Below are 13,378 nucleotides of genomic sequence, written 5' to 3'. Positions count from 1 at the left end.
TGCAGATATTATAGCAGAAATTTGGTCGTCAATTTTTAAACAATATTGTTAAGATTGCGATTTTGTTAAGGGTACTACGATTGCTTTGACGACCATAGTTTTAAATATCTATATCGATTTCCAACTCATTCAGTATATCTATGGCAGCGCGAAACGCTTCTTGAGTAGCAGGTGCACCGCAGTACGGCAAGCTGTGCATGAGCACTTCTCTAATCTCGGCGACACTGGCCCCGTTGTTAATGGCACCGCGTATATGACCTTTCAACTCATTTGGGCTTTTTTGAGCAATTAAAAAGGCAATAGTGATTAATGAGCGATACTTGCGTGGTAATACTGAGTCATCTTGCCAAGTGCTGCCCCAAGCGTGTTCAATAATCCAGTCTTGCAGTGGCTGGGTAAATCCTGTGGCCGCATCAAGCGAGCGTTTGACATGCTGCTCACCCATCACCTCAGTGCGTACCTTGAGACCATTATCATAGTTAGGATTGTTGTCCGTATTGCTATCAGTCATATCGTCGTCCTTAATATTTTTACCAAAATGTTTTTACCAAATCGACTGTTAATACATCGATATTGCTACATTTCTTTAAGCGAGATTTTATCGAAGTTGTTTCTTACAAAATCGTATATCAGTCATATGGTGTCTGCTCAGTCATAAAGCAAGCGCTTATTGATAAGCGTAATCAGGCAAATGCCAGTTATAATGAGCGCTACAATCATATTATTGATGGCACTATTTTTATAATAAATGTTCAATATGGCCTTACTATGCGCCTTTTCAGAGCTGAGCCATTAACATTTAAAGCGTTTTAAGCTATGATTGCACGGATAATTATTTCATATAGTATATAGACGCAGGCAGTCATGCTGACTACCCACGTAATGTGCTACACCCCAACTGACGAGGACGACTATTGTGTTAGAAGCTTATCGTAAACATGTCGAAGAACGTGCTGAGCTAGGAACTGTACCCCTACCACTAAATGAAAAACAAGTAGTAGAGTTGGTTGAATTATTAAAGAACCCGCCTGCAGGCGAAGATGCGTTCTTGATGAACCTATTAGAAAACCGTATCCCTGCTGGTGTTGACCAAGCAGCATACGTTAAAGCGGCATTTTTGGCTGCTATCTTAAAGGGTGAAACATCATCACCACTTATCAGCAAGCAAAAAGCTGTTGAAATTCTAGGCACTATGCAAGGTGGCTACAACGTTGAGCCACTAGTTGCTGCACTAGATGATAGCGAAGTTGCACAAGACGCTGCTGAAGCATTAAAGAAAACTTTGCTAGTATTTGACGCGTTCAATGACGTGACTGAAAAAGCTGAAGCTGGCAACACTATTGCTAAAGAAGTAATTCAGTCTTGGGCTGACGCAGAATGGTTCTTGAACCGTGCTGAAGTACCAAAGAAAACCACTTACACGACGTTTAAAGTAACTGGCGAGACCAACACGGATGACTTATCACCTGCGCAAGACGCATGGAGCCGTCCTGATATCCCATTGCATTCACTAGCCATGCACAAAAACTCTCGCGACGGCATCAATGCTGACGAAGAGGGCGTTGTTGGCCCAATGAAGCAAATCGAAGCGCTTAAAGAAAAAGGCCATCCGCTAGCCTATGTTGGTGATGTTGTTGGTACTGGTTCTAGCCGTAAGTCTGCCACCAACTCAGTATTGTGGTTGATGGGTGAAGATATCCCTAACGTGCCAAACAAACGTGGCGGCGGTCTAGTACTTGGTAACAATATCGCTCCTATCTTCTTCAACACGATGGAAGACTCTGGCGCATTGCCAATCGAAAAAGTGGCAGTGGATAACCTAAACATGGGTGATGTGTTTGACATCTATCCGTACGAAGGCAAAATCACTAAGCATGACTCTGATGAAGTACTATCAACGTTCTCACTGAACTCACCAACATTGCTTGATGAAGTTCGTGCTGGCGGCCGTATTCCATTGATCGTTGGTCGTGGTTTGACTAACCGTGCTCGTGAATACATGGGTCTTGGTCATTCAGACATCTTTGCTAAGCCAGAAGAGCCAGCTGATACTGGTAAAGGCTTTACGCTTGCCCAGAAAATGGTTGGTAAAGCTTGTGGCCTGTCAGGCGTACGTCCAGGTATGTACTGTGAGCCTAAGATGACGACTGTCGGTTCTCAGGATACCACTGGTCCGATGACACGTGATGAGCTAAAAGACTTGGCATGTTTGGGTTTCCAAGCAGACTTAGTGATGCAGTCATTCTGTCATACTGCTGCTTATCCAAAGCCAGTTGACGTTGAGACTCAGCACACACTACCTGACTTTATCATGAACCGTGGCGGCGTAAGCTTACGTCCAGGTGATGGTATCATTCACTCATGGTTGAACCGTATGCTACTTCCAGATACCGTTGGTACTGGTGGTGACTCGCATACTCGTTTCCCAATGGGTATCTCGTTCCCAGCGGGTTCTGGTCTAGTTGCTTTCGCAGCTGCAACTGGTGTAATGCCACTTGATATGCCTGAATCTGTTCGTGTTCGTTTTGTTGGTGAGCGTCAAGCTGGTATCACCCTACGTGACCTAGTACATGCTATCCCTTATCAAGCGATCAAAGAAGGTTACTTGACGGTTGATAAGAAAGGTAAAATCAACGAGTTCAACGGCCGTATTCTTGAAATCGAAGGTCTAGAAGATTTGACTGCTGAGCAAGCGTTTGAATTGTCTGATGCCTCAGCTGAGCGTAGTGCTGCTGGTTGTACCATCACTTTATCTGAAGCGTCAGTGACTGAGTACCTAAACTCAAACATCACACTGCTTAAGTGGATGATCTCAGAAGGCTATGGCGATGCACGTACGATCAGCCGCCGTGTTGAGCAAATGCAAGAGTGGTTGGCTAACCCAAGCCTCATGCGTGCTGATGATGATGCTGAATATGCTATCGACATCACTATCGATATGAGCGAAATTAAAGAGCCTATCCTTTGCTGCCCGAACGATCCAGATGATGCAAAAACGCTAGCAGACGTGGCTGGTGATACCATTGATGAAGTATTCATTGGTTCATGTATGACTAACATCGGTCACTTCCGTGCCGCTGGTAAATTGCTACAAGACGTACCAGCAGGTAGCCTGAAAACTCGTCTATGGATTGCACCACCTACTAAGATGGATGCACGTCAGTTGATGGAAGAGGGTTACTACAACATCTATGCACAAGCCGGCGCTCGTACTGAAATGCCAGGTTGTTCACTATGTATGGGTAACCAAGCACGTATCGCACCGAAATCTACGGCGGTATCGACCTCAACTCGTAACTTCCCGAACCGTCTAGGTCAAGGCGCTAACGTATACCTAGCTTCTGCAGAGCTTGCAGCAGTCGCAGCGGTACTTGGTAAACTACCGACTAACGATGAGTATCAGCAATATGCTGGCATGCTAAATAGCATGGGTGATGAAGTCTATCAATACATGAACTTCGACCGTATGGAAGACTATACTGAAGAAGCAGACAAGATTAACGTTGCTCAGTTGACCTAATCTTGAGTATATAAGCTTTTAAAATTAGAAGCTTTATACTAAAAACTTTATACGTAAATAAAGAAACCCCGTATCGTCATGATGCGGGGTTTTTTATTGATGACTCTAAGAAAACTAGTATTCATTTACAAACTTTTATTGAGTATCTATAATCAAAGCCAATTGTTGATAATTTTCACTGACGATTTCTACAACTGACGATTTCTACTTTTCACGACTGAGATAAAAAGCCCTATGGAAAATAATATCAAGCTCGATAAAGCGACACCGCCGCCACTGCCCAGATCTACGATGGCTAACAATCATAATGCTGAAGCAAATTATGGCATCATTGATTGGTTTAAAAAGGGCATGAGAAATTACACGAATTTTTCTGGTCGTGCGCGCCGTAAGGAGTATTGGTATTTCTTTCTAGTGCAAATGGGGGTGATGATCGTTGCAATGTTGCTAGACGCAATAATATTCAGCTCAGAGACAGGTTTATTTTACATAGTAGCAGTACTTGGTTTATTTCTGCCTGGTCTTGCCGTGACTATCCGCCGCTTGCATGATACTAGCCGCTCAGGATGGTGGTTTTTGATAGGGATAGTGCCACTGATAGGCTCTATTATATTGCTAGTATTTCTAGTGAGTGATACCAAGCCTGAAACCAATAAATGGGGTCTACCGGCAAAATAGTCCGGTTAAAACAGGCGATAATCGTTAATAAAACGGCTTACATCTGTTTACAAATGTGCTCACTGATTTTTGAGTTTTGTTTCTGTATAATATAGGGGCAGGCGGAAACCGTGGCTCTGCACTTTATTTATCTTTTCTAACTCGGGACGGACCGATACTTTGATACGCACCTTGCTGTTTAAATACAGGTGCTTTGGAGTCTTGGTTAATGACCTTATCACCGCTTAAACGTCGCTTAATTTATGTGACCGCTTTCGAAATTATCGCGATTATCTTATCTACCCTTATATTGATGAAACTCAGTCACAGTGATGCATCAGAATCCTTACCAATCGCCGTAATGATATCGGTAGCAGCCGTTGTTTGGAACTTTATATATAATACCGCTTTTGAAGCGTGGGAACGTCGCAGGTGCATTGTACGTCGCACGTTATGGATACGTAGTGTTCATGCTTTTGGTTTTGAAGGTGGGCTAGTGTTGATCTGCTTGCCACTGTATATGTTTTGGTATCATGTAGGTTTGCTTCAAGCCTTTATGATGGAAGTAGCGCTACTGCTATTTTTCTTAGTTTATACGTTTACGTTTACTCTGATTTTTGACAAGATATTTACTTTACCTTATCATTCTAAACCCGCGTCCGCTTCTTAATTAAAGGCATTAACAAAAAAAGGGCTACCATATTGGCAGCCCTTTTTTGATAGCATCACTACAGACCATCTAGTCAAAACAAGTTCAGCGTTCAAATCGAACAGCTTATTGTCTCGTTATTTAAATTGCTATTTACCTTGATATACAGGCTTACGTTTTTCGATAAAGGCGCTAACCCCTTCGATAAAGTCATCGGTTTTTGCCATTACTGTCTGTTGCTCTACTTCCGTATCTAACGCCGCGCTCAAACCAGCGAAGGCGTGTACATTGAAGCTCTCTTTCATAGCGGCCAACGCTTTGCCTGGCAGCTGGCTCAATCGTAGCGCCAATGCTTGTACGGTGGCTTCTAGCTCGTCAATACTTACCACGTTGTTTACTAGGTTTAAGCGCGCCATGTCTTCGGCTTTCAGTTTATCACCTAGCATCACAAGCTCAGTGGCTTTTGCTGCACCAACCAATTGGTTTAATAAGTAAATGCCACCTGCATCTGGAACTAGGCCAATATTAACGAACGCTTGTACAAACTTTGCGTTGTCTGCGGCAATTCGGAAGTCGCAAGTGAGTGCCAAGTTCATGCCAGCACCTGCCACGGCACCTTCTAGTTTGGCAATAATCGGCTTATGGATATGACGCAATTTTAAGCTGACTTCGCCTGCACCTTCTACCATGCCTCTTAATTTGTTTGAAACAATATCCTTGTCTAATCCTTCAGACAACATCTCTTTAATATCGCCGCCGCTTGAGAAGTTACCACCAGCCCCTTGTAAAATAATCACTCGTACTTGATCATCTGCGGCCGCTTTATCTAGCGCTATCAAGACTTGGTTTTTTAAGGGTGTGCCAAAAGCGTTTAAGCTTTTTGGATCGTTAAAGGTAATGGTAGCAATGTGCTCTGCAACTTGATAATCGACGAGAGACTGTGACATTTGAGATTTCCTTATTTTAAATGACTGTTTTAATATGTTGTATCAATGACAACGCTTTTAGATAAAGGTGAAAATGGTTCAATGCTGATTACTATAGCAGCTTGCTACGATTATAAAAGCGTGTTTTGTGGGCGCGTAAGACACATCTAAATACTGGTAAACTTTACTATTCTATCGTAAAAGCTGATGCTAGCTAATGGGACAAAACGACTGGCTCGTAAAAAGGCTATGACCTAAGGGGCTAATGGATTATGCTAATATGCAAGGTTGAGCGTAAAAGAGTCGTAAAAGACACAAGGGTACGCTCGAACTTTTCATTGATCAAACAAGGATGTGGTTATGCCAACTATCACTGTAAATAACGCTGATATTTATTACGAAGACAGCGCACCGAATGACACACAAAAGCCTGTTATCGTATTTGCTCATGGTCTACTGTGGAGCTCACAGATGTATGACAAGCAAGTGGAGCACTTTCAAACAGACTATCGTTGTATTGCTTTTGATTTTCGCGGGCAAGGTCAGTCGCAGGTTACTAAATCTGGCTATGATATGGAGACGCTGACTGACGATACGCTTGGCTTACTTGCAGCGCTTGGTATTGATAAGTGTCACTTTGTTGGGCTATCTATGGGCGGGTTCGTGGCTCAACGTATCGCGCTCAAACGCCCTGAATTGCTATTGTCATTAACGCTGTTAGAAACCTCTGCTGACCCTGAAGATCCAAAAAATATACCTCAGTATCGCAAGCTGGTCAAAGCGATTCGCTGGCTAGGTATGAAGCGTGTGAGTAATAAAGTGATGCCAATCATGTTTGGCAGTACGTTTTTGGCGGACAAACTGCGCAAATCTGACCGTAAGCAGTGGCTAACAATGCTACAAAGCAATCGCAAGGGCGGTGTGGTCAAAGCAACAATGGGCGTTATTGAGCGTACAGGTACTTATGAGCAGTTGGGTAAGATTACAACGCCAACACTGATTGTGGTTGGTGATGAAGACGCCGCTACGCCTTATGCCAAATCTGAACGCATGCATTTTGCTATCGCTGGGTCCAAGCTTGCTATTATCAAAGGTGCGGGTCATACATCGACAGTAGAAGAGCCTGATCAAGTGAACAAAGTACTTCGTCAGTTTTTGGAAAGTTATGCTTAGTAGATATTGTTCGAGAGCTTTGAAGCCTCATATCTATAGAAGGTCCTAAGCATATATCTATAGGAAATCCTGAGCATATATCTATATAAAAAAGCCGCTACCTGTTATTTGATAGCGGCTTTTTGTATGGTGCAAGTTGTTAAATGGCAGACAGCCATTATCGGCAATGAAAGCTACATTCGTGAGCTGTATTGGCTATGTCCATCATCAATGGTTCCAAAGGCTTCTGCACGATTGACAATTTCAGTCGCCCAAGCACGGTGCGTCGCAGGCTCTAGCATTGTATTATTGTACTTAAATACCGCTTTGGCCTCAGTGTGAAGGATCGCTTGTGCTTCATCCAATGTACTCAGTGGCACACAGTAAGCTTGCTGTACCAATGCAATTTGGCTTGGATGAATGACAGTTTTGCCTACCATTCCTAGGCTGACGTCTCGGTTCAGCTCTTGCATAAACAGCGTCGGTTGATCTAAATACTCAAATACTGGCGCGGTAAGATAAAAACCATGCGGCACAAAACAGCCAAGCATTTGATAAGCCAACGTACCGATAGGCGAGTCATAGACAATACTGTTTTTTGGGCGACGTAAGCGCAGTGCTGCAAATAAGTCATTACCACCGATACGCAATGCAAAAACTGGCTGGCTAAATGCTTCTTTAAAAGCGATGGCAAGCTCCTGATTGTGATGCGGATTAAACAGCGCTGCGGTTTCGAGCGTCGGCATAAGTAGTTGATCTACTTTTAGGTTCTGACAAGCCATGCGCCAGTTAGATAGGCTATACATATCAACTTTCGGCATGACGAAACCATCGATGAGATCGATATGAGTATAGTCAGCCAGTTGCTGTAGCATCATTGGGCTACGTGGACGTATAAAGACCAGTGGACGTGTCGGGTGTTGAGCATGAATCTTCGCTGATTTAGATGGCGCATTGATGCTATTCACATGCTCAGCCCATGTCTCCAGCAGGGTTCGCAAACGCTCAAGCGCCAACTCTACATCCTGCTGACTGACCGCATCCTCTAGACAGATAATAATACTATTGATCGTCGGTAGTTTATCTCGCTTAATGACTTGCCAAATATCTTGGCGAGTCGCAGGCATGTATAAGCTAGCACCAAGCTGATATGGATGGTGCGTGTGCGGTTTGACCATCGCATGACGCTCAGTGATCAGATGCGCATAAGATTGGGTATCATTGTAAAGGTCTGACTCGGTTTTTAGCATATCTGACATAATTGGCATCATAAGTAGAGAGTATAAGAGAACGAAAAAGAAAGTATTTAATACCGTTAAATGTATTAAGTGTCTTGGGAGCGCTGCTTGATAAGCGTGATGGCTTGATAAGGCAGTATTTTATCACCTAATACACTAATATTGATGTTTCGTTGTGCACATAAATGGCGTAGCAGTACGGTATCAGGGTGCTCAGCAGTGGCGAGCAATATACGCTCGGGATCACGGCGCAATATGGCACGTGTTGCCTCGGCAATTGTTGGTTTAATACGGTTGCGATTGATAATCTTATAGTCTGCTGCCAACGTCTCTATCAACACCGCAGTCTGGTAGCGTGGCTGCTGGTAAATCGGTAAACGTACTGGAGTAGTAGCCAATGATCGTCTCGCTGCATCGATACGATCAATAAATGCCAAGCTGTGATCTGCTGCTATTAAATCATCATAAAAGACACTGCGATGCAGGCCTGATGACGGCTCTGTATACAAGCTACGTGAAATAAGCCCTGATACGGTACTGTTCAACAAACCCGATGGGATTAACCAGTCTTCTTCACTTGCCGCGAGCCAAGCAACGCCAGCCGGATCAGCAAGGGTCAGTAGCGGAATGACGTTAGCGCCTTGATGAAAAATGTTGGCAAAATTAACATTAGTAGAATCGCTAAACGTCTCTAGACTACGAGCCAACTCTTGATATATGGCCCCTTTACCTGTCCAACCATCGACGAATACGATTGGACTGTTTGGATAAGCATCCAGTAGCATTTGCAAAGCCACTGGATCAAGACCACGATCGCGAATGATACTGATGCCATAATGTACACTTGGCAAGCGATAGCTACTGTCTGTATCCGACAGCGCACGCTGCAATAACACACCAATTGGCAGACCAGCTCGCACCAAACTGACCAAAACCAGTGGATGCTCATCACTCACATTCTGCTGAAAAACATGATGTAGCGTATGAGACAAATGAGCGATATCAGTCGCGGTCCTTGTTGACCCTTGCTCTAACGCCTGTATGTATAGCTGCTCATGCATTGCAGTAGGTGCTTGCTCTAAGGTCAACATGTCAGAGTAATGGCGTTGTCCACTTTGGATAAGCGCTTCTTTTCGACTGACGGGCACATCGGTAACCGCGTCCTTATCTACCATGTCGAGTAGGACAGTGACATCGCTTGCAAGATAGCTGCCTGAGCCATAGTTTTTTAAATCGGCTCTTTTGGTCTGTATATTAGGTAAAGTCATAGTATGAATAATAGCACTCTTAATGATAACAGTGGATTTGCGTGACTGCAGTTTAAACTAATGGTTTAGCCTGACGATTTAGACGGGTATTGCTCATGCAATTGGCCATGATTGGGCATACCGTACCAGTCCAATAACTGTAAGAAAGGCAGATCAGCTAAGCTATCACCAAAGCCAAAACTGGGACGCTGATGGTCTAAATGATGCTCTAATAAAAACTGTACCGCATGACGCTTGTGAACCGCATGGGGCAATATCGCTAAGTTATTGGCATTCACATGCACATAGAAATCTTGATCAAAATCACGTATCAAAGTGGGCAGTTTCTCAGCTAAATCTACGAGGGCTTGATGATCTTTCTGTGCATGTTTGATAGCCAGATAAATGGTTAGCTCTTTATCAACAGAGCCATTGTTAAAGCTATCGATATGCGGTGTAAATACTAAATGACTTTGCTCGCTTTGACTATGACTGGCAAATAACTGGCTTAACTTAGTAAGCTTAACTTGCAATGTCGCAAGCTTACTATACATATGCTGCTGCCAACTGCTCAGCAGCGCTCCGTCAGACGTTAAAATAATTGCTCCATGGGTCAATACTTGCCAGCTATCAAAGGGCAATTTAACGCGTTTTATTTCACTACGATCCCTTGCCGTCACTACAATTAATTCAGTACTAGCAAGCAACCAATTAAAAAAGGTTGCTTGGCGCTGGCTCATAAAGCTCAAAGGCTCGTCTTGCTTATTGACTGTTGCACATACCAAAGATTCAGGCTCAGTAGTGGGTAAGTCCCATGCATCAATTTTACGCTGGGTTTGGAATAGCGTGTCGTCCAAATCCATCAAGGCATAAGGCTTAATAATGTCTGGGTTGGCTTTAAAAAAGGAGGTAGTCATGGTGTCGTCCGTAAATAATAGGTTTGAAAATTAGAGAGCAGTTTAAAGACTAGGGCTCACCACCAGCACGTTATCCAAACCTCGCCACATAGCATCCACACTATCAGCTGATGTTTCTATACACAACACAATCAAATCCCAATCACTAGGCTCAACGTTATAAGCAAAATTGGTCATACCAAGCCCGTAATTATCGCTAAAGCTCAGCATCGTGGTAATCGCCCCACCAAGCGCAATCGGTGAGCGGGTTAATGCGCTAAAATTGACAGTCGCAGCTGTATCTTCGTTGAGCTTGCCGGACTCTGTTTCAAGCCATTCAGCCAATAGAAACGGAAACCAAACAAACTCATTGCTGCCCAAGACTAAGATTTTTCTTGGTAGCTGAGTAACATCAAAGTTTTCTTGGCTATTAAAGCGGGTAAATGCAGTCTGAAAACTTGAAAGATAGTTAGCAAACCCCTCTGTGCTGTCTAGTGTTGGAAAACGCCCCCAGTTGCCCGTATCACCGAGCGCCTGACTACCAGCGGCAGTAGTATCAACCGATGGCATCATAATGGGTTCAGGATTAGGGGCATCTGTCCATTGCCATGCGCCAGACAGTAAATGATGTCGATGAAACTCAATACCAGCGAGACGATCCGCCATACGTGCAGGCTTAGCGTCTGACTGTGGATTAGGTGTTTCTTGGTCTAATGACCAGTCGACTAATGTTGTTAGATGCACTTGCTCTAACTGGGTCAGTCCTGCTTCACGTAGTGCAGTGACGACATTAACGCAGGTATTACCCGTTGAGGCTTCATCATCGACCATAATCAGTGTTTTACTGGCCAGTAGCTGCGCTTGAGTAACGCTATCTTTGCTTTGATAAATCAAATGCTGGCTGGCATGACTGTGATCTTCGCAAAACGTCGTCAGTAAAGAGTCAGTACCATTGGCATCACTACTTTTATCGTGCTGTGTATGACGCGTAGAGTTCAATAGCAGGGCTTGAGGATAGCGCGTTTGTAGCGCTTGATGTACACCAGCAGATAGACCAACAGCGGTCTCTGCCATACCAATGACTAGAATAGGTTGAGGTAACTCACTAGGTACTAAGTTAGCCAAATCAGTAAATGCCTCTCGCATGGTGCTTGGCGCAACGGGAATATGACGACCTAGCACTTTTGAGACAAACAAAAACGCCCGTTTTGGGTTGATACGCTGGGCAAATCCTAGCAAATCTTCTAATTGATAATGCTCGTGTTGTTCAGCGCTATTTTGATTGATGGCTGATTTGTTAGTGGCTGAGTTGGTTTGGTAAGTTAGATCTAGCGTACCACGGGGTAGGGTGATGGTCGTACTGTGTTGCTCATTTAACATTCATATTCCTTGGCGCTTTTATTTGTATGTCGTCGTAGATTTTTAACCCTGACAGCCAACCAGCCATAAGGCACTGCGACTTTGCTTGCTTAGCTGAGGTGTGGTAAGAGGCGTAGCACTGGTCAAATCAGACGTGTTCTCCAAACTGATACCAGCGCTCGCCAGTAGGGCAGATAATAACTGAAATTTCACCGCATAGTTCATATTTTGTGCATGTTCATGAACCAGACTTGATGTGACCATACCGACGACCTCTCCAGTCGGCAATAATAAAGGACTACCACTAGATCCAGGCTGAATGGGTGCGGTGAATTGCATATGACGGATATCGTTATTTAAACCTGTCAGTCCTGATATACAGCCTTGAGTGACTTGCAGTTGGCTACTCAGTCCTGATAACGGAAACCCCAGCGTGGTAATAGTCTCACCCAATATATCAACACATTGCTGCGCCAGTGGGAGGTAGCTAGGCAAAGGATCGCTAACTCTAATAATAGCTGAGTCGCTTCCGATATCGCTGAGTACGACTTGTGCCTCGCGATCAGGCTGACCTTGCTGACGTATGCCAACCATCGCTGCTGACTCAATTACATGATAGCAGGTCAACAGATGATAGGGATCAATAGCAAATGCTGTTCCTGTCCAAGTCTCGCCTGCTTGTACATGACGGGGAGGGCGAGCTTCGTTATTTAGTTGAATACGCTGCTGCTGTTGCGCTTCTTGAATAAGCGTATGTGTGCTAGGCGGACGAACATTCAGACTAACCTGTACATGATGTTCAAGGCTCGCTAAGCCTTGGGTTGATGCCTCGCCAAGCGCACGACATTTAAACAGTCCATTACGCTGATATATTTCTAATATAATCGCCGCTTTGACATGCCGCTCGTTTGTTGTGAAGTGATAGCGAATATCTCCGTTGTTGAGCGTGAGGCTTACGTCGTTTAACTCTACCGCTGGTAAGTTTAGGCTTGGCTCATGATAAACATAAGCAATCAGTTGTAAGAAACTAACATTATTTTTATCAAATAACTGGGGTAAATCTAACTGCCATGCGCTTGGATTATCCTTGCTATCGAGCTGAGCCCAGTCTTTAGACTCATGTAAATAAGCAGGACTACAAACGGCTTTACGATAGGCATCTAATGGCAACCACAATAGTCCAAGCTGCTGTCCAAACTCTAATGGTTTAGTAGTAGAAAATGCGATCGCACACTTTGTATTTTCGATAACCGTATTGGCTCCTAGCACTAATTCGACTTGCTTCGACATCACATTTCCTTAGTTTATTTGCGCGATTATAATTATTTTTATTGTTTAATGATTTTATCTTTGAGACTAAAGTCTGAATACATAAAGGGTTTTGATTTTATTTTGAACCTACCATTCTATGAAGAGAAAACATTAATAGGTGTTTTAATATACAGTTAAGATTAATTGCATAATAGATATATCAAGATATATAGGTTGAAATAGTTTCGGGATTCCTTTTAATAATTAATTGTTTTTATAAAATAATGATAGGGTTTTATAGTCTAGCCATTTGTCGGTTAATGTAGCCACTTATCGGACAAAGCCATGTAGTGTATTGCTACAAAACCAAATTCCAGTGATAATACAATCAAAATCTATTGCTATTTAGTAACTCTACTGTGACCAAGTGTTATCTGTAAAGTTTAAAAATAGTATTTGATTTAAACCTATTAATTCTAATCT

At 43.5% G+C, this 13,378-nt stretch carries 11 protein-coding genes; 4 read left to right on the top strand and 7 right to left on the bottom strand.

Going from position 1 to position 13,378, the window contains the following annotated elements; translation table 11 throughout:
• Nucleotides 1-100 precede the first annotated feature (100 nt).
• Nucleotides 101-511, bottom strand: a complete 411-nt coding sequence (locus CXF62_RS03195; RefSeq protein ID WP_057760859.1) for a carboxymuconolactone decarboxylase family protein — start codon at nt 509-511, stop codon at nt 101-103.
• A 405-nt stretch (nt 512-916) separates the two neighbouring features.
• On the opposite strand from CXF62_RS03195, the gene acnB reads away from it, so the two are divergent.
• From acnB to CXF62_RS03175, 3 genes are all read left to right on the top strand, one after another.
• Nucleotides 917-3,520 carry a bifunctional aconitate hydratase 2/2-methylisocitrate dehydratase gene (gene acnB / locus CXF62_RS03185; protein ID WP_102092887.1) on the top strand — a complete coding sequence of 868 codons (2,604 nt, stop codon included), beginning with the start codon at nt 917-919 and terminating at the stop codon, nt 3,518-3,520.
• A gap of 234 nt (nt 3,521-3,754) precedes the next feature.
• Complete coding sequence (locus tag CXF62_RS03180; protein WP_228153146.1) at nt 3,755-4,198, top strand: DUF805 domain-containing protein; 444 nt, start codon at nt 3,755-3,757, stop codon at nt 4,196-4,198.
• A 208-nt stretch (nt 4,199-4,406) separates the two neighbouring features.
• Nucleotides 4,407-4,847 (top strand): PACE efflux transporter, encoded by a 441-nt coding sequence (locus tag CXF62_RS03175; protein WP_102092886.1) that lies wholly within the window; start codon nt 4,407-4,409, stop codon nt 4,845-4,847.
• A gap of 128 nt (nt 4,848-4,975) precedes the next feature.
• Here the strand turns inward: CXF62_RS03175 and CXF62_RS03170 are convergent, their stop codons facing one another.
• Nucleotides 4,976-5,773 carry an enoyl-CoA hydratase/isomerase family protein gene (locus CXF62_RS03170; protein WP_102092885.1) on the bottom strand — a complete coding sequence of 266 codons (798 nt, stop codon included), beginning with the start codon at nt 5,771-5,773 and terminating at the stop codon, nt 4,976-4,978.
• A gap of 339 nt (nt 5,774-6,112) precedes the next feature.
• Here CXF62_RS03170 and CXF62_RS03165 point away from each other — a divergent pair, with 339 nt between their 5' ends.
• Nucleotides 6,113-6,925, top strand: coding sequence for an alpha/beta fold hydrolase (locus CXF62_RS03165; RefSeq protein WP_102092884.1), 813 nt, complete (start codon nt 6,113-6,115; stop codon nt 6,923-6,925).
• A 173-nt stretch (nt 6,926-7,098) separates the two neighbouring features.
• Here the strand turns inward: CXF62_RS03165 and CXF62_RS03160 are convergent, their stop codons facing one another.
• The 5 genes from CXF62_RS03160 to CXF62_RS03140 all read right to left on the bottom strand — a co-directional run bounded on the left by CXF62_RS03160 (nt 7,099) and on the right by CXF62_RS03140 (nt 12,934).
• Nucleotides 7,099-8,163 carry an HpcH/HpaI aldolase/citrate lyase family protein gene (locus tag CXF62_RS03160; protein ID WP_228153145.1) on the bottom strand — a complete coding sequence of 355 codons (1,065 nt, stop codon included), beginning with the start codon at nt 8,161-8,163 and terminating at the stop codon, nt 7,099-7,101.
• 65 nt (nt 8,164-8,228) lie between these two features.
• Complete coding sequence (locus CXF62_RS03155; protein WP_102092883.1) at nt 8,229-9,410, bottom strand: cysteine protease StiP domain-containing protein; 1,182 nt, start codon at nt 9,408-9,410, stop codon at nt 8,229-8,231.
• Nucleotides 9,411-9,475: 65 nt separating this feature from the next.
• Nucleotides 9,476-10,306, bottom strand: coding sequence for an HAD hydrolase family protein (locus tag CXF62_RS03150; RefSeq protein ID WP_102092882.1), 831 nt, complete (start codon nt 10,304-10,306; stop codon nt 9,476-9,478).
• Nucleotides 10,307-10,348: 42 nt separating this feature from the next.
• Complete coding sequence (locus tag CXF62_RS03145; protein WP_102092881.1) at nt 10,349-11,665, bottom strand: phosphoribosyltransferase domain-containing protein; 1,317 nt, start codon at nt 11,663-11,665, stop codon at nt 10,349-10,351.
• Between the two features lie 42 nt (nt 11,666-11,707).
• Nucleotides 11,708-12,934 (bottom strand): S1 family peptidase, encoded by a 1,227-nt coding sequence (locus CXF62_RS03140; protein ID WP_102092880.1) that lies wholly within the window; start codon nt 12,932-12,934, stop codon nt 11,708-11,710.
• Nucleotides 12,935-13,378 lie beyond the last annotated feature (444 nt).

The organism is Psychrobacter sp. MES7-P7E (assembly GCF_002863645.1).
Taxonomy (GTDB): Bacteria; Pseudomonadota; Gammaproteobacteria; order Pseudomonadales; family Moraxellaceae; genus Psychrobacter.
Note: the sequence above shows the minus strand (reverse complement) of the source record. Positions and strands in the feature narration are given on the sequence as shown.